The 20,985-nt window shown below is 36.5% G+C and carries 22 protein-coding genes; 14 read left to right on the forward strand and 8 right to left on the reverse strand.

Annotated elements, in window-relative coordinates:
• Both ruvB and M0Q17_RS05610 read left to right on the forward strand, forming a co-directional pair.
• Positions 1-716 (forward strand): Holliday junction branch migration DNA helicase RuvB (gene ruvB, locus M0Q17_RS05605; protein WP_295084317.1); only part of this gene is annotated, 716 nt, incomplete at its 5' end.
• Positions 713-1,756 (forward strand): AI-2E family transporter, encoded by a 1,044-nt coding sequence (locus tag M0Q17_RS05610; RefSeq protein ID WP_295084320.1) that lies wholly within the window; start codon positions 713-715, stop codon positions 1,754-1,756. The genes ruvB and M0Q17_RS05610, both read left to right, overlap by 4 nt.
• A 2-nt stretch (positions 1,757-1,758) precedes the next feature.
• On the opposite strand, the gene M0Q17_RS05615 is transcribed toward M0Q17_RS05610, so the two are convergent.
• Positions 1,759-2,643 carry a lipid A biosynthesis lauroyl acyltransferase gene (locus tag M0Q17_RS05615; RefSeq protein WP_295084323.1) on the reverse strand — a complete coding sequence of 295 codons (885 nt, stop codon included), beginning with the start codon at positions 2,641-2,643 and terminating at the stop codon, positions 1,759-1,761.
• 102 nt (positions 2,644-2,745) lie between these two features.
• On the opposite strand from M0Q17_RS05615, the gene M0Q17_RS05620 reads away from it, so the two are divergent.
• The 7 genes from M0Q17_RS05620 (at position 2,746) to M0Q17_RS05650 (ending at position 9,044) form a co-directional block, all read left to right on the forward strand.
• Positions 2,746-3,651 carry a PDC sensor domain-containing protein gene (locus M0Q17_RS05620; RefSeq protein ID WP_295084325.1) on the forward strand — a complete coding sequence of 302 codons (906 nt, stop codon included), beginning with the start codon at positions 2,746-2,748 and terminating at the stop codon, positions 3,649-3,651.
• Positions 3,648-4,259: an imidazole glycerol phosphate synthase subunit HisH gene (gene hisH, locus M0Q17_RS05625; RefSeq protein ID WP_295084328.1), complete on the forward strand. Its 612-nt coding sequence runs from the start codon at positions 3,648-3,650 to the stop codon at positions 4,257-4,259. Before M0Q17_RS05620 ends, hisH begins: the two co-directional genes overlap by 4 nt.
• Before the next feature lie 150 nt (positions 4,260-4,409).
• Positions 4,410-5,120: a 1-(5-phosphoribosyl)-5-[(5-phosphoribosylamino)methylideneamino]imidazole-4-carboxamide isomerase gene (gene hisA / locus M0Q17_RS05630; RefSeq protein ID WP_295084331.1), complete on the forward strand. Its 711-nt coding sequence runs from the start codon at positions 4,410-4,412 to the stop codon at positions 5,118-5,120.
• 79 nt (positions 5,121-5,199) lie between these two features.
• Positions 5,200-5,574: a response regulator gene (locus tag M0Q17_RS05635; protein WP_295084334.1), complete on the forward strand. Its 375-nt coding sequence runs from the start codon at positions 5,200-5,202 to the stop codon at positions 5,572-5,574.
• Entirely contained in the window at positions 5,574-6,407 is an 834-nt protein-coding gene (locus M0Q17_RS05640) for a 50S ribosomal protein L11 methyltransferase (RefSeq protein WP_295084337.1), read from the forward strand. Before M0Q17_RS05635 ends, M0Q17_RS05640 begins: the two co-directional genes overlap by 1 nt.
• Before the next feature lie 2 nt (positions 6,408-6,409).
• Positions 6,410-8,398: an ATP-dependent zinc metalloprotease FtsH gene (ftsH, locus tag M0Q17_RS05645; protein ID WP_295084339.1), complete on the forward strand. Its 1,989-nt coding sequence runs from the start codon at positions 6,410-6,412 to the stop codon at positions 8,396-8,398.
• On the forward strand, positions 8,388-9,044 hold the full coding sequence (locus M0Q17_RS05650) for a phosphatidylserine decarboxylase (RefSeq protein ID WP_295084342.1): 657 nt from the start codon (positions 8,388-8,390) through the stop codon (positions 9,042-9,044). Before ftsH ends, M0Q17_RS05650 begins: the two co-directional genes overlap by 11 nt.
• Before the next feature lie 3 nt (positions 9,045-9,047).
• Here the strand turns inward: M0Q17_RS05650 and M0Q17_RS05655 are convergent, their stop codons facing one another.
• Genes M0Q17_RS05655 through M0Q17_RS05665 form a run of 3 tightly spaced genes read right to left on the reverse strand, consistent with a single transcriptional unit; the run spans position 9,048 to position 13,604 of the window.
• On the reverse strand, positions 9,048-11,381 hold the full coding sequence (locus M0Q17_RS05655; protein WP_295084345.1) for a tetratricopeptide repeat protein: 2,334 nt from the start codon (positions 11,379-11,381) through the stop codon (positions 9,048-9,050).
• Positions 11,382-11,431: 50 nt separating this feature from the next.
• Positions 11,432-12,679 carry a serine--tRNA ligase gene (gene serS / locus M0Q17_RS05660; protein ID WP_295084349.1) on the reverse strand — a complete coding sequence of 416 codons (1,248 nt, stop codon included), beginning with the start codon at positions 12,677-12,679 and terminating at the stop codon, positions 11,432-11,434.
• 13 nt (positions 12,680-12,692) lie between these two features.
• Complete coding sequence (locus M0Q17_RS05665; RefSeq protein WP_295084352.1) at positions 12,693-13,604, reverse strand: methylenetetrahydrofolate reductase; 912 nt, start codon at positions 13,602-13,604, stop codon at positions 12,693-12,695.
• A gap of 53 nt (positions 13,605-13,657) precedes the next feature.
• Between M0Q17_RS05665 and serB the strand changes: the two genes are divergently transcribed.
• The gene (gene serB, locus M0Q17_RS05670) at positions 13,658-14,281 is read left to right on the forward strand and encodes a phosphoserine phosphatase SerB (RefSeq protein WP_295084355.1); all 624 of its coding nucleotides are present in this window, start codon (positions 13,658-13,660) and stop codon (positions 14,279-14,281) included.
• Complete coding sequence (locus tag M0Q17_RS05675; protein WP_295084358.1) at positions 14,281-14,604, forward strand: hypothetical protein; 324 nt, start codon at positions 14,281-14,283, stop codon at positions 14,602-14,604. Before serB ends, M0Q17_RS05675 begins: the two co-directional genes overlap by 1 nt.
• Before the next feature lie 22 nt (positions 14,605-14,626).
• Here the strand turns inward: M0Q17_RS05675 and M0Q17_RS05680 are convergent, their stop codons facing one another.
• From M0Q17_RS05680 to rpsF, 4 genes are all read right to left on the reverse strand, one after another.
• Positions 14,627-16,342 (reverse strand): hypothetical protein, encoded by a 1,716-nt coding sequence (locus M0Q17_RS05680; protein ID WP_295084361.1) that lies wholly within the window; start codon positions 16,340-16,342, stop codon positions 14,627-14,629.
• Between the two features lie 108 nt (positions 16,343-16,450).
• Positions 16,451-16,714, reverse strand: a complete 264-nt coding sequence (gene rpsR, locus M0Q17_RS05685) for a 30S ribosomal protein S18 (RefSeq protein ID WP_294927630.1) — start codon at positions 16,712-16,714, stop codon at positions 16,451-16,453.
• A 27-nt stretch (positions 16,715-16,741) separates the two neighbouring features.
• Positions 16,742-17,266, reverse strand: a complete 525-nt coding sequence (locus M0Q17_RS05690) for a single-stranded DNA-binding protein (protein WP_295084364.1) — start codon at positions 17,264-17,266, stop codon at positions 16,742-16,744.
• Between the two features lie 34 nt (positions 17,267-17,300).
• The gene (gene rpsF, locus M0Q17_RS05695) at positions 17,301-17,741 is read right to left on the reverse strand and encodes a 30S ribosomal protein S6 (RefSeq protein WP_295084367.1); all 441 of its coding nucleotides are present in this window, start codon (positions 17,739-17,741) and stop codon (positions 17,301-17,303) included.
• Between the two features lie 263 nt (positions 17,742-18,004).
• Here rpsF and M0Q17_RS05700 point away from each other — a divergent pair, with 263 nt between their 5' ends.
• From M0Q17_RS05700 to M0Q17_RS05710, 3 genes are all read left to right on the forward strand, one after another.
• Positions 18,005-19,024, forward strand: a complete 1,020-nt coding sequence (locus tag M0Q17_RS05700; protein WP_295084371.1) for a divergent polysaccharide deacetylase family protein — start codon at positions 18,005-18,007, stop codon at positions 19,022-19,024.
• Positions 19,025-19,077: 53 nt separating this feature from the next.
• A complete protein-coding gene (locus M0Q17_RS05705; RefSeq protein ID WP_295084374.1) occupies positions 19,078-19,854 on the forward strand; it encodes a DNA-processing protein DprA in 777 nt (258 codons plus the stop codon).
• A gap of 189 nt (positions 19,855-20,043) precedes the next feature.
• Positions 20,044-20,985, forward strand: a 942-nt coding sequence (locus M0Q17_RS05710) for a 2-oxoacid:acceptor oxidoreductase family protein (RefSeq protein WP_295084377.1), incomplete at its 3' end; no start/stop codon positions are given.

The raw sequence follows: 20,985 nt of genomic DNA on the forward strand, positions 1-20,985 counted from the left end.
ACCTAGAGGAGGGCGATATACTCTTTATAGATGAGATTCACCGCCTCTCGCCGGGTGTTGAGGAGATACTTTATTCATCAATGGAAGATTTTCGCATCGACATCATTATCGGAAGCGGACCGGCGGCGCAAACTGTGAAGATAGATTTGCCTCGCTTTACGCTTATTGGTGCCACAACAAGAGCAGGAATGCTCTCTAATCCGCTTAGAGATAGGTTTGGCATGAACTTTAGGATGCAGTTTTACTCCCCACAAGAGCTCTCTAAAATCATTTTGCAGGCTTCTGCAAAGCTAAATAAAGAGATAGTGCATGAAGCTTGCATCGAGATAGCAAAAAGAAGCCGTGGAACTCCTCGTATTGCACTTAGACTTCTTCGCCGCGTAAGAGATTTTGCAGATGTGGCAAATGAAAAAAATATAGCATATGCAAGAACCAAATATGCGCTTGAAGAACTCGGTATAAACTCTCATGGGTTTGACGAGATGGATATTAAACTCTTAACCCTTTTGGTTTCGGCTAAAGGAAGAGCTATGGGTCTTAGCACGATAGCAGCTGCACTTAGCGAGGATGAGGGGACTGTAGAGGATGTTTTAGAGCCTTATCTTATAGCAAACGGTTATTTAGAGAGAACTGCAAAAGGAAGAAAAGCCACAAGAAACACTTATGAAATTTTAAATGTTGCCGTTCCGACTCAAGAAGACGGGAGTCTGTTTTGAAACCGCAATATTTTGTAGGCATACTTTTTGTAAGCTCCCTTTATTGGATGTATCTTCTTTATGCTCCATTTTTGCTTGGAATGATAATTGCGGCACTGCTTGCAATTTCTACATCAAATATTCAAAATTTCTTTGAAAAACTTCTAAAGTCAAAATTTTTAGCGGCACTGATTTCAAGTTTTTTACTAGCTGTTTTGTTTTTTGTACCGCTTGGATATTTTTTGGCAGCTCTGAGTATAAAATTAAACAGTATGGATCCGGCAGTTTTTAAAAATATAGAGATTTTTATTAAAGAATTTCTACAAGCTCCTCCTGAATATTTATCATTTTTGAAACCATATACAGATAATTTCATGAAGGAGATAAGTGTGAACTCTATTGCTTCATACGCACTCTCTTTGACTGGGAATATAGGGTCGTTAAGTGCGGGATATCTGAAAAATTCATTTTTGGTAATAATCTTTTATTTTTTCGCTCAGTATAACGGCGGTTTTGTGGTTGATTTTTTAAAAAGAGTCGTTCAGATGTCCGCTGAGGAGACAACACTTCTTGCAAAAGAGCTCTCCTCTGTTATGAGTGTCGTCTTTTACTCTATAATAGTAAATGCAATGTTTCAAGGCATACTTTTTGGGATTGCCATATCTTTTATGGGATACAATGGGCTTCTTTTTGGAATCATGTATGGATTTGCCTCCCTGATTCCGGTTGTCGGAGGAGTTCTTATGTGGCTTCCGTTTGCGCTTTATGAGTTTTCTACAGGAAACAGTTCAAATGCTATATTTATAGCACTCTATTCTGTTGTTGTAATTTCAGTTATTGCAGATACGTTTATAAAGCCTTTTATAATTAAAGAGATAAATTTAAGGCTATTAGATGAGGATGATGCCAAGATGAATGAACTTATTATCTTCTTTGCCATCATTGCAGGGCTTTCAACTTTTGGATTTTGGGGGATGATTTTAGGACCGGCTATTACCGCATTTTTTCTAACAATTTTAAAACTCTTTGAGGCAAGAACAAAAGAGTATGAATCTACCTAAATCTATTTTTTATATATCTGTGGGTAATTACTCTTAAATCTTCTATGTATCCAAAACCAGTATTTTGGCTCATCTGTTATTAGCTTGCTTAACCAGTCCGCTTGAAGTTGTGTAGCTTTTCTAATATCTTCTTTCTCATCATCAGTTTTCTCAACTGCTATTTCATCAAAAAATATAAGAGTATAGTTCTCTTCATCATCAGTTTTTATGCTTGTCGGAATGATTGCAGCGTCAAATTTTCTTGCCAAATATGCAGGAGTCGCGGTCTGATGAATTTTTTTATTTAAAAACGTAACCTCAACTCCTTCTCTTTTGTTTATAGCAGTATCTATTAAAATCCCGCTAGCTTCTTTGTTTTTCGTTATTCTTATGAGGGGTTTTATAACATTTGATTTTTCTAAAGATTTGTTGTTAAATTTGCCGCGAGATTCTAAGACCCAATCTTGATAATCTAGATTTTTCATCTTTTTAAAAACTGCATAAACGGGTTCAATAAAGTTTCCAATTGCTGCAGCTCCTAACTCCCAAGCGCAGTAGTGAGATGTTATATAAATGACGGCACGCCCTTGCTTATGGGCTTTTTTTACGGCTTGAATATTTTTGATAGTTACTTTTTTCTCAAGCTCTGCTTTGCTCATATGTCTAATTTCCATCAAATGTAAGAAATTAAGCAGAAGGTTTTTAAAGCTGTATTTGACAATCTTTTTTTTCTCTTCTTGCGTAAGTCTCTCGCCAAAAACAAAATCTAAATTTATAAAACCGACATTTCTATACCTAGCCGAGAGATAGTATGCAATATTTGCCAAGAAAACAAAAAAACTTTTTCTTATTTTTTTTGGAAGCAACATCAAAAACTTTTCAAATAGTAAAAAAATCTTAAAACCCATTATAAAAAAACTCCAACTTTATTTAAAGGCGGATTATATCAAATTGTAACAATGCCTTTGGTATAATTGCGCCTATTATATAAATTTAAGGCAAGAAAAAAAATGGTTATATCCGATATACAAAATTTTTCTCAAGGTCGTACGAAAGCAAGAGCTTACTTCTGCTATCTTTTTTCAAAAAACATTCAAAATAGGCTACCTTCACTCTCTGTAGAGTCTATAATGCCTAGTCTTTTAAAGATAAAAGCGGATTTGCAAAATTGTGACGGAGTTTACCTGCTTGACAGCCATGGAGTTCAAATTTCCCCCACATTTACGGTAACCGAGCAGATTGATGAAGATGTGGGTAAAATCAGATCTAATCGTGCTTATTATTATCGTGCAGTAAGAGAATCTAGATGCACGATAACAGACCCCTACCCATCACTTATAACAGGTGATTTATGCGTAACGGCTTCGCAGCCTCTTTACGATGAACATGGGGAACTAAAATATGTAGCATGTCTTGATATGCCTCTTGATGAAGTTATAAAAATATCTCGCTTGAGTGTTTCAGATACTTTTTTTACGGCTATTTTTAAATACTCTTATGCGCTATTTTCTTTTGCCCTTGTAGCTGTTGCTTTGCTTCTATTTTTTAAGGGAATTCAGAGTTTTTTCGTCAATGAGATACTTCCGGGGCAGTTTCAAATAAAAGATGTATTTGAAGCAACCATTTTAATTACGCTCGCACTTGCAATATTTGATTTGGCTAAAACTCTTATTGAAGAGGAGATTTTGGGTAGAAATAAAGAAAACAGTATATCAGGTCCGCATAAAACGATGGTCAGATTTTTGGGTTCAATTATTATAGCCTTATCCATAGAAGCACTTATGCTTGTATTTAAGTTTGCAATTACAGATCCGCAAATGCTAATCTATGCGTTGTATATTGTTGCAGGTGTTTCAATGCTTTTAGTGACGCTGGCGGTATATATTAAATTTACAAAATTAAAGATTGATGAATGATAGCAATTGTTGATTATAACATGGGAAATTTGGCAAGTGTACAAAATGCATTTGCTAAAATAGGAGCAAAAAGTGTTGTCGTGAGCGACCCGAAAAAGTTTAGAGAGTATGACAAGCTAATTCTTCCGGGAGTTGGTGCATTTCCTGATGCAATGGAGCATTTGCGTGAGCGGAATATGATTGAAGCCATAAAAGAGTTCGCCGCAGAGGGTAAGCCGATACTTGGAATATGTCTTGGTATGCAGCTGTTGTTTGAGAGCTCACAAGAGTTTGGAGACAACGAGGGTCTAGGACTTATCAAGGGTAAAGTTATTGCCTTTGATACATCTAAATTTAGTGAAGCGTTGAAAGTCCCTCACATGGGCTGGAATAGGATGTTTACAAAAGAACATCCGCTCTTTTTGGGTTTAGATGAAGAGCACTATCTCTACTTTGTACACTCTTACCATGTTGTATGTGAAAATGAAGCTGATGCTATAGGTAAAACTATATACGGATATGAATTTACCTCTGCAGTCGCCCATAAAAATGTTATGGGAATTCAGCCTCATCCTGAAAAGAGCCATAAAAACGGACTTAAAATATTAGAAAATTTTGTCAATCTATAATAAATAAATAAATAAATGGAGCAAGTTTTATAGGCTTCCTGCCGAAGGAAACGTAGCGTTAGCGTAGATGATGGAATTACTTTCGACATCGTAATAAAACAAATGAGAGGTTCCCTTCATTTTGTGAAATAAAATTAAGGAAATAATAAAATGACTTTATACCCGGCAATTGACTTAAAAGACGGTAAGGCAGTAAGGCTTACGAAGGGTCTTATGGATAGTGCAAAAATATACTCTGATGAGCCTTGGATGCTTGTGAAGAAATTTGAAGAGATGGGTGCGAAGTGGGTGCATTTAGTCGATTTAAACGGCGCATTTGCAGGCGAGCCTAAAAATTTGGAGCAGATTATAAAAATCAGACAAAACTGCAGTGTAAAACTTGAGCTCGGCGGCGGAATACGCGATGAAGCAACCATTAAAAAAATGCTGGAAATCGGGATAGACAGAGTTATTTTAGGCTCCATCGCAGTTAAGAATCCCGAGTTTGTAAAAGAGATGGCAGCTAAATATCCTATTGCAGTAGGGATTGATGCTATTGATGGCTTTGTAGCCGTTGAGGGTTGGGGCGAAGTAAGCACTATGCTTGCTACTGATTTGGCACGTGAGTTTGCAAATGCGGGAGTTGAAGCAATTATATGTACAGATGTAAGTAAAGATGGAACTCTAAGCGGTGTAAATGTTGATTTTACCGTTGATATCGCAAAGGCAAGCGGTGTTAGCACAATTGCAAGCGGCGGCGTTAAAAATGAGGGCGATATAGAGGCTCTTATAGCGACAAATCTCGTTGATGGCGTAATTATAGGAAAAGCCTACTATGAGGGAACACTTGATTTAGAAAAAATGTTCAAACTCCTTAATTAAGCGGTGCTTAATCACAAAATTAATAAAATTTAGGTATTATTGCTAATTAATTTACAAATTTTTATAAAAAGGATTTCCTTTGAAATTACTTGTTGTCGATGATAGCTCTACCATGCGCCGTATTATTAAAAATACATTGGCTAGGCTTGGTCATAAAGATATCCTAGAGGGTGCTGACGGAGTGGAGGGCTGGAGCGCTTTGGATAAAAATCCGGATGTAGATATGCTAATTACCGATTGGAATATGCCTGAGATGAACGGTCTTGAGCTTGTTAGAAAAGTTCGTGCAGATAGTAGATTTACAGACTTGCCAATTATCATGGTGACAACAGAGGGTGGAAAAGCAGAGGTTATCACTGCATTAAAAGCAGGTGTGAATAATTATATCGTTAAGCCATTTACTCCTCAAGTTTTAAAAGAGAAACTTGGTGCCGTTATGGGTACTGAGATGTAATGCAAGAGCATTACTTTGAGTTAAAAGTCAGCGTATCTTCTCATCATTCACTCTTTTGTGATTTTTTAGCAGATACGTTGCCTATCGGGTTTGAAGAGACGGATGATGGCTTTATTATTAGAAGCGAAGATAATTTAGAGACTATAATTTGGGGATTAGAGCAATTCGCGGAAGCTCTTACAAAGGCTTTGGGCGAAAATATAGAGGTAGAGTGTACGCAAAAAAAACTTGATAATAGTGACTGGGTACGGCTTTATCAAGAGAGCATACAACCGCTTGTAATTGATAAGTTCTACATTCACCCGACATGGGATGCTCCTCATGAGGAGTTGATAAATATAGAAATAAATCCTGCGCTAGCTTTTGGCACTGGGCATCATCCGACAACAGCATCATCACTAAGAGCAATAGCAAAATATGTAAAAGAGGGCGATAGAGTCTTGGATGTAGGCTGCGGAAGCGGTATTTTAGGAATAGGGGCTATAAAAATAGGTGCCATAGTAGATGCCTGCGACACTGATATAGCAAGTGTTGAAAACAGTAAGCAAAATGCCGAATTAAATTTGGTAAAGTTTGAAAACTTATGGGAAGGCTCTTGCGCTCAAACAAAAAATAGTTATGATGTTGTTGTGGCAAATATAGTTGCCGATGTGCTCACTTTTATAGCAAACGATTTAAAAAGTGTTTTAAAAGATGCAGGAGTGCTGATACTCTCAGGGATATTGGATAAATATGAATCAAAAGTTTTAAAATTTTATCAAGATTTTGAGATTTTAGAGAGGATAGCCCAAGATGAGTGGGTCACATTAATACTAAAAAAAGGTAAAAAATAGATATGCAAAATAAAAACAGTAATAACGACAATAATTTTTTCAATAAAAATCCTCTTATAACTTTTGCGATTTTCTCAGTAGTGATTATTCTGCTTTTTAAAGCGTTAATCGGAGAAAATAGCACTTCAGATATGGCAACTGGTAATAAAAAAGTAAAGCAGATAAGTTATTCGGAGCTTAAATCATTAATAGAAACAAAAAGCGTAAAGAAGGTTGAAATAGGGCAGAGCTATATAAAAGCGTTTGGAGTCGATAGTTCAACACTTTATACAACAAGAATTGTACCGGGGGATACAAAACTTACCGAAGCCCTTGAAAAACAAAATATTGAATACGGCGGTTTTAGCGAAACTAACTGGTTTACAGAGATGTTTGGGTGGCTCTTTCCGTTTTTGATAATTATAGCTATATGGATGTTTTTTGCGGGACGAATGCAAAAAAGCATGGGTAGCGGAATTTTGGGAATGGGTGGCTCTAAAAAGATGATTAACTCTGAAAAGCCTAAAACAAAATTTGATGATGTTGCAGGAGTAGAAGAGGCAAAGGAAGAGGTGCAAGAGATTGTAGATTTTCTAAAATATCCGGGTCGTTATGTAGAAATCGGTGCAAAAATTCCAAAAGGAGTCTTGCTTGTGGGAAGTCCAGGTACTGGTAAGACTCTTTTGGCAAAAGCTGTTGCCGGGGAAGCGGATGTACCATTTTTTTCGGTAACTGGATCTAGCTTTATAGAGATGTTTGTTGGTGTCGGAGCGGCTCGTGTTAGAGATCTTTTTGAGCAGGCAAAAAAAGATGCGCCGAGTATAATCTTTATTGATGAGATTGATGCTATAGGTAAAAGCCGTGCAGCAGGTGCAAATATGGGTGGCAATGATGAGCGTGAACAGACGCTAAACCAGCTTTTAGCAGAGATGGACGGTTTTGGAACTGATACTCCAGTTATTATTTTAGCAGCTACTAATAGACCAGAGATATTAGATCAGGCGCTTTTACGTCCGGGACGTTTTGATAGGCAGGTATTGGTTGATAAGCCCGATTATGAGGGACGTATCAAGATTTTAAAGGTGCATGTCAGAGGCGTTAAGATGGATGCAGATGTTGATCTTGAAGAAGTAGCGCGCTTAACAGCAGGTTTGACTGGAGCTGATTTAGCAAATATTGTTAATGAGGGAGCTCTTTTAGCAGGTAGAAAAAGCCAAAAAAGCGTAACACAAAAAGATCTTTATGAATCAGTAGAGCGTGCCTTAGCAGGGCTAGCTAAAAAATCTCGCAGAATCAACCCTAAAGAGAAGAAGATTGTCGCTTATCATGAAAGCGGACATGCTCTGATGGCTGAAACTACAATCGGAGCTAAAAAGGTATCAAAAGTATCTATAGTTCCTCGTGGACTAGCTGCACTCGGATACACGTTAAATACCCCAGAAGAGAACAAATTTATGATGCAGCGCCATGAGCTTTGGGCAGAGGTGGATGTACTCCTAGGCGGGCGTGCAGCAGAAGAGGTTTTTATAGGTGAGATTTCAACTGGTGCAGGAAATGATTTAGAAAGAGCAACTGATATCATTAAATCGATGGTTCAAACTTATGGAATGAGCGATGTTGCAGGATTAATGGTGTTAGAGAAAAGCAGACACTCATTTCTAGGCGGCGGAATTCAAGCAACAAGAGAATACAGTGATAAGATGGCTGAGGGCATGGATGAGTTTGTCAAATCATCACTTCAAGAGAGATATGTATCTGTCGTACAAAGGCTTGAAGAGTATAGGGAAGCAGTTGAAGAGATGGTAAAACTTCTTTATAAAAAAGAGAATATTACGGGCGAAGAAGTTAGAAATATAATTATCAATTTTGAAAAAGAAAAAGGTATGGAGTCTAAGGTAAATCTTGTTATTGATGAGATAGAAGAGGAGCTAAAGGCTGATGCAAAAATGGCCAAAGAAGAAAAAGATGTTGAAAAATCAAAAGAGGATAAAGGGAACTTAGATGAGAAGTAATCTTTTACCGATTGCTAAAGAGGGATGGAATTATTTAGCAGGAGCTGTTGCTTCATTTCTACTCTTTGCATTATTTGATTTGAATCTTTTACAATTTTTAGCTTTTGTTACAACGCTGTTTTTTGTCTTTATTTTTAGAAATCCTGAGAGAGCAAGTATGCTATATCAGGAAAACAGTGTAGTCAGCCCTGTTGATGGAGTAGTTGCATTGATAGAAGAGCTTCAAAATGAGAATAGCTACGCATATAAAGTAGAGGTGCAAAGCAGTTATCTTAATGTAGCCCTACTAAGAGCTCCATTTACTTCATCCCTAGAGAAGATAGAGTTGCATAAAGGAGCAAGGCTCTCAGCTATTAAATCGCTCTCAAAAGATATTAATGAAAATGTAAAGCTTACTTTTATAGATGCCAAAACATCAAACAAGATAAAGATTGTTCATAGGTTAAAGCAGAGTATAAAAGGTATAGATATAGATGCGATAAAGGGGCAAAATTTATTGCAAGGTTCAAGATACGGCTTTGTTCTTAATGGAGTTACAGAGCTATATTTGCCGCATAACTTTAGAATAAATATCGGTATTGGCAACGAGCTTAGAGCATCAGAATCTCTTATAGGTTACTTTACAACTGATAAGAAAAAGAGCTAAATTTTACTTCTGACTTTTTTCAAACATCAACTTATCGGTATCTATACTAAAATTAAAATATTCAGAATTAAAATTGTTTTTATATATTCTAGAGAGCTGAACAACGGCTCCTTTGTTGTTTTTAACTTCAAGATAGAGAAGTCCAAGAGCATATCTGCTCTCTAAAAAACTAGGATTTTTTAGTTTTGAGAGCTCTAAAAGAGCTATTGCATTTGCATGGTGATCTGCCGCAGTTGATGCTACGGCTCCTAAAAACAGAGTTTGAGAGTCTCTTATTTTCAGGTTGTCAATAAGATTGTTATAAAGAGTGTAGGACTCTTCGTAAGCGCCGTCATACAGTGAAGCAAGCGCTAAAGAACTTGTTAGTTCCTCTGTTGTATCTGTTGTTGATTCTAATACGCTTTTTAACTGCTCTCTTAGAAAGTAAAGTTTGCCAATAATAAGATTTTGCTGAATATATAGATATCGTGTAATATATGCGCCAAAATATAAATCATTAAAGTTTAAATCTTGAACCTTTAAGTAGTTCATAACCTCTTTTGCATACTCTTTTTGGTTTAACTTATTAAAATAAGCATCAATGTACATCATGTGCGGAACTATCTCATCGGGAAGCATTATAGTAAGCTTATTTGCTGCTTTTTGAGCCGCACTAATATTGTTTTGTTTAAGTGCAATAATAATATCTAGTGCCAGATACAATGGACGTTGCTTATAATCTTTATCAAGCCAGTCGCTTAAAGAAGAAGCGTTTCCTTGACTTATAAAAAGAAGTGTCTTGTAGAGATCTACCTCCTCTGAGAACTCTTCATGGGATAGGGCATCTTTAATAATTGAAAGCAGTTTGCTATTTTCGTTGTCTATAAGTTGGGAAGTCATAATGGCGTATATCCCTGAGAGATAATTTTTTGCGTCAAAATTATAAGAGCGCAAAAAGTGTTTATGAGCATCAACCATATTCCCCATTTGAGCGTAAGTGAGAGCTAAATTGTAGTGCAAGATAGAGTGCTTAGGTTGAAGCTCAACTAGCTTTTGTAGCATCTCATTGGCTTCTCTGAGTCTAAAAGAGAGAGCTTTTTTTATCGCGTTTACTATACCTATATTTACGCTCGAAGAGGAGGAGCTTTTTGTAAGGTACTCTTTTGCAGAGTCTATATTATCTATATAAATGTTTGCATTTCCTTTTCGTATATAACTTATTGTTTGATTTGCATTGAATATTTTGTAAGGCGAAAAGTAAAATATTTTTTGGTAATCAATCTGCTTGCTGTTGCTTATGATGTTTCTATATCTCTCTTGTGCCTGCTCTGGGTTAAAGAGAGAATTTTTTAGCGAAACTTTAATTGGGTATGGTTTATAAACCTCTTCCCCAAACATATCCGTAATATTTTCTATATTTTTAGATGCTTCTTGAACTTGACCTGCTTTTAAATTTACATATCCAAGAGCAAGCTGCGACTTTACAGGCTCCACCCCTTTTTTTAGAGCATTTTGAAGATAGTTTTTTGCCAACGTAAGATCTCCGACTCTTGCATAAAGCAGCCCCAAACTAAAATCATTGATTAGTGGTTTGTTATTTTCCATGCTCTCAATTGCACTGTAATCATTCTCAAAAAGAGCATTAATTCTTGAGTTAAGAGAGTTTTGAACTATCAAGTATTCCTTAGAAGTAGGATTTTTAAGTGCGCTAAGAGCTTCTAAATAGTTACCGTTATAGTAATTGATAAGAGTATAGTAGTAGGAGTATAGCGGCGATTGTCTCTCTTGTGGTAAATAAGCGTATGCTAAGTCAATATAGTATCTAAAGCTCTCTTCATTTTGTAGATGCAGTGAGCAAACAGCAGCATTAATAGCACTTACACATCTTTTTTCATTGTTTTTAATTGCTTTTTGAAATGTCTCTAATGCTATTTCGTATTGTGCATCTTTAAGTTGTGCTACTCCTAAATTATATGCTGAGACTGCTTCGCTGTAGTGTGCAATTTTTTCATAAAGCGTAAGAGCCTCTTTTTTTGAACCGGTTGAGTAGAGATAATCAGCTTTTGCTATCATGTTCTCTATCTTACTTGGTTCTACCGGCTCTGAAATTGGTTTTTCCAATCTTTCATCTATATAGCCCATAGAGGTATCGGCAGGTTTTTTGGGTGAGCTTTGTAGCATAAAGAAGAGTGTTGTTATAATGAAGGTAAGCCCGACTCCAATACCTGCTAAAATAAGTTTTTTTTTGGCTGTAGAAGATGAGCCCTCGTCTATTATTGGTGTTTTAGAGGCGACGCTGTCATAAGCAGCGTCGCTATCTTCAATAATTATTATCTCTTCTTCTAGTCCATTTGCCATTTTTTACCTTGTTGTAGTTTCTTTTTTAAAGCAAAAAAAGTACCATGATATCAGTTGATATATGGCTCTAAAACCTTTGGAATTACGATACTTCCATCTTCATTTTGAAAGTTTTCCATAATAGCTACCATGGTTCTTCCAACAGCAAGCGATGAGCCGTTTAGAGTATGTACAAAGGAGTTTTTATTTTCATCTTTGTATCTTATTTTTGCGCGTCTTGCTTGAAACTCTCTTGTATTTGAGACAGAGCTTATCTCTCTATATGTATTTTGTCCCGGTAGCCAAACTTCTAAATCTACCGTTTTTGCTGCACTAAAACCAAGGTCACCGCTACAGAGTGTTACAAGTCGGTGCGGTAGCTCTAGTGCGCTAAGTAGGTCTGATGCAGTTTGTACCATCTCCTCAAAAATTTTGTCGCTATCTTCGGGTTTTGCTATACAAACAAGTTCAACTTTATGAAATTGATGCTGTCGTATCATCCCTCTTGTATCTCGCCCTGCGGCACCTGCTTCTTTTCTAAAGCATGAGGTGTATGCCGTCATTTTTATCGGCAACTGAGTTGGCAACAATATCTCATCTTGAAAAAGATTTGTAACTGGAACTTCCGCAGTGGGGATTAAAAAAAGCTCTTGGTCTTGTATCTTATAGAGGTCATCCTCAAACTTAGGAAGCTGCCCAGTGCCTTCAAGCGCAGTTCTGTTTACAATAGAGGGCACACTCACTTCTTCAAAGCCTCTTTTTGAGTTAAAACTTAGCATAAAATTGATAAGTGCACGCTCAAGTTTTGCTCCCATCCCAAAGGAGACGCTAAAACGGCTTGTTGCTAGCTTTACGCCTCTTTCAAAATCTATCCATCCGTTTTTCTCAGCTAGCTCCCAGTGCTCTTTTGGCGTAAAGCTAAACTCTCTTGGAGAGAGAACTTTTTTTATCTCTACATTATCATTTTCATCTTTACCATAAGGAACATCATCATCGGGAATATTTGGAATTGACATAGCAAGAGATTCTAGCTCTTCCTGCTCTATTCGCTGAGTTTCAAGAGCTTCAGTAATTTTAATCTTGTTTGCATCAACTCTTGCTTTAAGTTCATTTACATCTTTACCCTCTTTTTTGTAGATGCCAAACTCCTTACTCATTGCATTTTGAGCTGCTTGAAGTGTTTCAAAAGCAACTTTTGCAGCTTTTAGTTCCTCACTCTTTTTTTTGAGGGAATTGAGTAGTTCAATACTTACCCCTTTTCTTGCGAGTTTATCGCTGACATCTTGAAAATCTTTTTGGAGTAGTTTTAAATCAATCATTTATATCCTTAATTTATAGTAGTATATCTTTTGCTATTTGAAACTGATTAGCCGTCATTAGATGGATTTTCGGATGCAGTGCTTTTAGCTCGAAAAAGAGATTTTTACTAAGCTCAAGCCCGACTCTATACTCCTCTTCTACCCCTTTTTCATTTGCAACTCTAAGAGCCTCAATCCACGCTGCAGGAACATTTATACCCGGCACATGTGCAGATAAAAATTGTGCAGTTCTTAGTTTTGTAATCGGAAATATTCCCAAAATAAGTTCAGCACTTTTGTTTTCATTACAGCACTCTTTATTTGCTGCTTCTTTTAATTCTAGCAATAGTTTTGCGTTTTGTAAGTCATAAACAGGCTGTGTAATAATTCCAAGGGCACCATTTTTTATCTTTTTTTGCATCTTTTTTTGCAGTGTTTTAGGATTTTTTGCATAAGAGTTTACGACGGCAAAAGGGTAGATTTCTTTTGGTTTATGTGTCAAAAGTTTACCCGCATAATCAATTCCGCTGTTAAAACATGAGATAATCTCAAGCAAAAGTGAGCTATCTGCTTCAAAAACACCCTTAGTGTGCGGCTGATCTGATATTGTTGCAGGATCACCAGTTAACGCTAATATCGCTCTTACATCTACTTCATTTGCCCCCAAAAGATCTGATTGGAGGGCGATTTTATTTCTATCTCGCATGCTCATAGTTGCAATTACCGGCTTGTTAAATCTCTCTTGAAGCATCTTTGCCGCAAATAGAGAGTTGTATCTTAACTTTGCAAGCGGATTGTCCGTTGTTGTAAAACCATCAACTAGTTTATCAAGCCCAAGCTCTGCTATTGTCTCTATGATAGGAGAGAAAATAGCAGAGTGCCCCGGAGTTGTCTCTAGCGTGATATAAGTATCGTTTTTTAGTTTATTTATAAGTTCATTAAACAAAAAGCATCCTAAATGGTATAATTGCGCAATTATAACTAAAGAGAGAAGAATAAATGCTAAAACTGGCTGTTTTTGATTTTGATTCTACGCTGATGGACGGCGAGACAATAGATTTTTTTGCAGAAGAACTAGGACTTGGCGAGCAGGTAAGCAAAATCACTGAAGCTGCCATGAACGGCGAGCTAGATTTTTTTGAATCGCTTCAGCAGAGAGTCGGACTTTTAAAGGGATTAAAGTATAGTGTGGTAGAGAAAATCAGTCAAAATCTGCCCTACATGAAGGGAGCCAAAGAGACTATTGCCGAGCTTAAATCAAGGGGCATGAAAGTGGTCTGTTTTAGCGGCGGATTTAGAAGTGCAACTGGATATGCAAAAAATATTTTAGGATATGATGCAGATTTCTCAAACGTACTGCATCATAAAAATCAGATACTTACCGGTCTTGTCGGGGGAGATATGATGTTTAACTACTCAAAAGGCGATATGTTGGTTCGTTTGCAAGGTTTGCTGGGAGTTAGTGAAGCTGAAACGCTGGTATGCGGAGATGGAGCAAATGATCTCTCCATGTTTGCACATGCCGGCACAAGAGTCGCTTTTTGCGCAAGAGAGATTTTACGCAAAGAAGCAAATATAATAGTCGATACAAAAGACTTAACACAAATATTAGGGAAGATTTAATGTTACAAAACAGCGTCTGGAGACAGTATAACAGTGAAAATAATTTTAGGGAGATGTTGGTTAAATTTTCTAAACTGAATTTAGTAGATATTATAGAAGATGACAAAGCTCTTTACGGAGTGCTTAAAGCAAAACTTACAAAAAAAGAGCTAAGACTTTTTGCTATGGATAGTGCAGGAGTAAGCGATGATGAGATAAAAGCTGAATTTTCTTATGATGATGACGAGCTAGAAAAGGTCAAATTTAAGCTTTACAAAAAGCTAAAACAGGACAAAGTACGTTTAGATTTTAGAGCAACTGATGCATATTCTGAAGATATCTAAAACTTAGTATAAAGTTGAGATCTTAATTCTCAAAGAGGATTATCTTAAATGAAACTCTTCTTGATCTCTCTTTTTCTTCAACCTCATTTAACATGATTTTTTTAGAAAAACTTAGTCCACTTCCTTTTAGTACCTCTGCTAGCCATTTTTTTGTTTTCTCATCTTGGTTATTAAATATATGACTAAGCGTTGCAAATGAGCGTTTCATAGATAAGTCCTCATTATTTAAATAACCGCTTGAAAAGTCATTTTTGCCCCATTCGCTTGAGGTGTGACCGTTGATTTCCACCGTTTTTATATTCTCTTTGTTTTTATATAAAAATGTTAAAAGTTTTTTGCCAAAGAGATCTAAAAACTTCTTTTGAGGGTTTGTCAATATATATTCACCAATCTTGAAATAGAGACTTTCATCATTAAATCTTATAGATAAATCCTCTTTTATAGATATTTTATTTGCTTGAATCTCCTCCTTAAAGAGGTCCAAAAGTTGCGCATAAAAAGTTGTTACACTATTTGATATTTGCGATATTGTGAGATCTCGGTTTAGTTTTAATAGCCACATGTTTGTCTCTTGAGACTCTTTTTGTGTATAGACTCCGGCAACTGCGATTTGAGAGTTGTGAAGTATGCTAAGAGCACTGAAGGAGTCATTCTCATTGGAGCCGTAATGCTCCTGAGAGAGCATTGAAAATTTGCTATCAAGCAGCATGGCTAGCCCGTCGGTATCATAATTGTCTTGTACAAAGCCGACCCCGATAATCTTACCGTCTAAAGACTCTTTGATATCTTTCAGCACGCTGGGGTAAGTTGTGTTAAGCGTTTTATCTAGCAGGATATTTTTATGTAAATCAATCTTTAAGAGTCTAATCTGCTCTTTATTTACCTCATCTTTTTGAGAAAGTGATACTGCAAAATTGTTATCTCTTAATTTTATAATTTTATAGGGAGTTGCTTTTTTTTCATTTATATACTCTTGGAGCCAAATTTTGTCCCCATTCTGTGTAACTCGCATAAGGGTTATGCCAGTTTGCATGTTGCTGTTTTTTTTGCCTAGGACTATAAGCGAACCATCAGCTGCTTCTGCAGCATCAACTCCTGCATCATCATCATAAGAACCGTACTTTTTACTCCACAACATTGTGCCGTTGCCTGAAAACCTAGCTAAATAGACATCATTTAACGCAAAGCCATTTTCAAAAATATTATGATTTGCTCGTGTAGCCATAGCGGAACCTATTGCTAAAATTCCGCCATCACGCAGCAGAATAATTTTGTTCATTCTGCTTTGGTTTAAAGTTCCAAACTGCTTTGTAAATATTTTATTACCGCTAGAGTCTATTTTTATCAGCAGCAAAGAGCCATCAAGAGTATAACCCCCAATTAAATAGCCGTTTTGAGGCGTTTTTACAATTCCAATGGGTTCATTAAATTTCTCAAGATTCATAGATTTTCTAAGTAAAATATCTGCATATTTATCTACTTTGACAAGGTGTATCTGTGAGCCGTGAGCATTTGATAAAGAGGAGAGATAATCAAAAGCATTTGTATAAGTTTTAGAGCTTTGGGATGGCTCCTGTTTGTACTCTTTGATAAAGCCGACTGCACTGATAGAACGGTCATAATCCTCGGTTACATCAACTAGAGCATTATTGAATTTTTCATCTATTATGATTGAAAAATCTGCTGTTTTTGCATACATGAAAGAAGTTAGTAAGATAATAGTCAGTATATAGTGCATGGTACCACTTTTTACTTTTTAGATAGCAAAAAATATTCCTAAATAATATGAGAGTTTATTTGTGGGAGAATAGTGTCTATAAAAGGTGGTGCAAAAGCACCAAAGAACCTATTTTAGGTTCTCAAAAGGTGCAGTTACAACTGTTTTACGAGTTACAGTATATGGAACTAAAGCTGCAGCTCTAGCTCTTTTTATAACTGTTGAAATCATATCTTGATGACGCTTACAGTTACCTGTTAAACGACGAGGCATGATTTTATATCTTTCTGAAAGAGAGAAGCGAAGAGCTCCTACATCTTTATAATCCATGAAGTCAACTTTTGCTTCACAGTACTTACAGTATCTTTTTTTATACTTTCTTCTTTCTGCCATGGTATTTCCTTTTGTTATCTATTATTTCTAAAACGGAATTTCATCTTCATCAATGTCTATCTCGGGAATAGAGCTGCTCTGCGGCATCTGCTTATTTTGTGAATAAGAAGATGGCTGCTGTTGTGTGCCGGCAGGTTCACGGTAACTTTGTGGCTGCTGAGAAGCATAACCGCCTTGTTGCGGCGCTTGACTCTGCCCAGCAGGGTAACCGCCGGCACCTTGGTTTTCACCTTTTGAATCTAGCATCTGCATAGTTTCCACAACAACAGAGTGTTTAGAGCGCTTCTGTCCGTTTTGATCTACCCATTGATCAAAGTTAAGTCTACCTTCTACTAGGATTTTACTCCCTTTACGAAGGTATTGGTTGGCAATCTCTGCACTTCTTGCAAAGAATGTAATATCTACAAAGCAAACTTCCTCTTTCTTTTCGCCGTTTACGGTGAATTTACGACTTGTGGCAATTGCCGTATTTGCAATTGCCATTCCGCCTTGAGAGTATCTAAGTTCTATATCTCTAGTTAAGTTTCCAACCAAAATAACTTTGTTATACATGAATTATCCTTATTTATTTAGGCTTTAGCCTTAATTACTCTGCCGACTCTTCAGCTACTTCTTCTACTTCTTCTACTTCTACAGTTTCTGCTTCTGCTTCAACGGTTTCTGTTTTAGCTTCTGCTGCTGGGGAAGAGGCTTTTTTGTTTGCTTTTAGAACCAGTTGATTCCAAGCTGCAACTTCACGATTTGTATCATACTTGATAGTTACAAAACGAAGAAGGTCTTCATTGATACGAAAACGTCTCTCAATTTCACTAATTGCTGAAGGCGCAACTGAATAATAAACAACATGGAAATAACCACGCTCGTTTTTTCCAATTTGATATGCTAATTTTCTCATACCCATAGTGTCTCTTGCAGCAATTTCGCCGCCGTTAGAAGTGATGATTTCTTCGATAGCGTTTATGCTAGCTTGAATCTCTTCTGCCGTTAATGTTGGTTTTACGATTACTAGGTTTTCGTAATTTCTCATAGAGTATAATCTCCCTTTGGTATTTTGCCCATCACTAATGATGTAAGGCTTTTGTTTCCCTTTCGGATGTGTATATATCGAAAATATAAATCGATACAAAGAGAAAGGAACGCGGGATTATACAAAAAATATACTTAAAAAATACAATGCTTAAATTTTCTTATTTTAAGAGCTTAAGAGCGGCATTATATGTCAAAATGCAATATATAATTTCTATTTTAATTTTTTAGGATATAGTTTTATCAATAATTAATGGAGAAAATATGTCAAGAAGAAAAAAAACAAGTTCTAAAAAACAATCAAAAATTTTAATATATGCAGTTTGGATTTTAGCTGTTATTGCAGTTTTTCTAGGTTCATTTATAGCCGGCTATTATATTGGACATGATAGTGCAAAAAAAGAGATAGTTCAAAAAGCTCAAGCAAAAGAGCAAAAAAAAGCATCAATGCTCAAAAAACTCGAAGATATGGATAAAAAAGAGTTAGATATAAATGACAGACTAAAAGAGGTGCTGAAAAAGGATAGCAAGGCTGTTGTAAAAGAGCAGGAGAGTGTCGCAGAATACGAAGATGCTTCCCATGAGGTTGAGGGGGAAGTCCTTCCAATACCTCCAAAAAGAGAGATAGTAAAAAGCTCTTCAAAACCAAAACTTGCAATTATTATAGACGATGTAAGCGTAAGGGCGCAAGTTGATGCTATAAAGAGTCTAAATCTACCCATAACAATGTCTTTTTTACCGCCGAGTAAACATAGACCAAACTCTCATACTTTAGCTTCAAAAGAGAGTTTCTACATGGTGCATCTTCCCATGGAAGCAAAAAGCTTTACAAAGGAGGAGCCTTTTACTCTAAAAGTGGATGATTCTCAGGAGATAATTACATATAGAATTGCCGAGATAAAAAAGCTTTTTCCTAAAGTAAAATATATAAATAATCATACCGGCAGTAAGTTTACATCAGATGAAAACGCAGTAAAGAGACTTATATACGCGTTAGATAAGCAAAATATTAACTTTATAGACAGCAGAACTATAGGGAATACAAAGGTCCCTGCTGTTATGAAAAACTATGGTAAGAAGTATATATCTAGAGATATTTTTTTAGATCATGAGTTTGATAAAGAGTATGTTAAGGGGCAGATAAAAAAAGCAGTTGCATATGCAAAAGCGCATGGAAGTGCCATTGCAATAGGACATCCGCACTCAAATACTATTTTGGCAATTGATGAATCAAAAAAGCTTTTTGCCGATGTTGAGTTAGTTCTTATAGAGAGATTTTATTGAGATGCATATAGTTCAAGAGAGAGTTTCTGAACTTTCATCGTTATTGGTAAAATATGATTGAAACTATAGACTTTCATATTCCAGAGCTTGATGCCATGAAGAGATATCCAAAAGAGATATTTTATATAGGTGCAACAGAACTGCTTACAAGACCAAAGATTTCTATAGTCGGCAGTCGTAAGCCAAATCAATATGCAAGACAAGTAACATATGAAATCGCATCTAAGTTGTCACAAGCCGGAGTCTGCATAGTCAGCGGCGGTGCTATCGGTGTGGATGCTATATGTCATAAGGCTGCCGGAGCAAACAATACTATAATGGTTGCAGGAACGGGGCTTGACAAAAGATATCCGGCAATAAATAAAAATATAATTGAAGATATGGAAAAAGAGGGATTAGTTCTAAGCCAATTTCAAGCCGGAGTAGCATCTTATAAATATAATTTTCCTCTTCGTAACGAGTTGGTTGTTGCTTTGGGAGATATCCTCATCGTAACTTATGCAGATATAAATTCGGGAACGATGAGAAGTGTGCAAGATGCTTTGAGAATGAAAAAAGAGATTTATGTATTGCCGCATAGAGTTGGTGAGAGCGATGGTACAAACAAGCTTCTCAATAAAGGGCTTGCAAAAGCTATATATGATGTGGATGAGTTTGTTGCAAAGTTTGGAGATATTAAGCAAGGTAATATTATAAAGGACAACTTTTTAGAATATTGTAAAACAAATCCAACTTATGATGAAGCTATAGCAAAATTTGCTGCTAAGGTTTTTGAATATGAGTTAAATGGAAAAATTACTATAAAAAATGCAAAGATTCAAATTATATAATAGCTAATAATTTTATAGATTAATATATAATCAAAACTCTCATACATCTCCAACTAGCAAGATTAAGCCAAAGAACATAACAATCTATTTTATAAGTTAAAGTTATTTACTAATATAGTGTTATTACCAATATATTATTTTTTTTAAGATACGCTCATATAGGAATCCAGCGAGGTAAAGGATATTAACATGAGAGTAAACGAACATAAGCGTTGCAGTGGTAATAGTTTTAAAAGTATCTCTATCTTAATTGGCGGTGCGGCAGGAATGGGTATTGCTACCCTTGAGAGTATCCTCAATAGCGCATTTAAAAAGAGTGGCTTTTATGTTTACTCAACAAAAGAGTTTATGTCTAGGGTGCGAGGTGGGAGCAATACTACACTAATTAGAATCTCAAATGCTTTAGTTGAAGCACCGTGCTGGGAGGTTGATATATCCGTAGCTTTAGATGCACTCGCTTTAGAACATATGCAGGGTAGATGCCATAAAGAAACTGTGATTTTTGCAGATGAGGCATTTGGCACAGATGACACTATCTTGGTTGCCATGCAAAAGAGTGCAAAAAAGTTTGGTAGTGCGAAGTATGCAAATACCTATATCGCAGGTATGCTCTTTGGAGCACTTGGTATTGATAAAGACTTCTTGTTAGAGAGCATCGCAGAACATTTTAAAGATGATGAAGTTAATAAAGAGGTTGCCCAGCTAGGTTATGAAGAGGGAGCCAAATTAGAAGATAAAGTCAATTTTGAGTTACCAAAAGTTGATATAGAGAGTGTGAAAAAACTCCATCAGATGGATGGAACTACTGCCTCGGGATTTGGCTTTTTAGCAGGCGGTTGTAATATGCTAACCGCCTATCCGATGTCTCCATCAACTGGAGTGCTAAGCTTTATGGCTTCTATGACAAAACACCTTGATATAGCCGTGGAGCAGACTGAAGATGAGATAGCATCTCTGCATATGGTGCTTGGCGGTTGGTACGCAGGGGCTAGAGCAATGACCACAACATCTGGAGGCGGTTTTGCTCTTATGTGCGAGGCTTTGAGTCTATCTGGCATGACAGAGACTCCTGCTGTGATGTATCTAGCCCAAAGACCAGGACCTGCAACAGGACTTCCTACAAGGAGTGAG

Origin of the sequence: Sulfurimonas sp., assembly GCF_023229105.1 — a bacterium.
GTDB lineage: Bacteria > Campylobacterota > Campylobacteria > Campylobacterales > Sulfurimonadaceae > Sulfurimonas.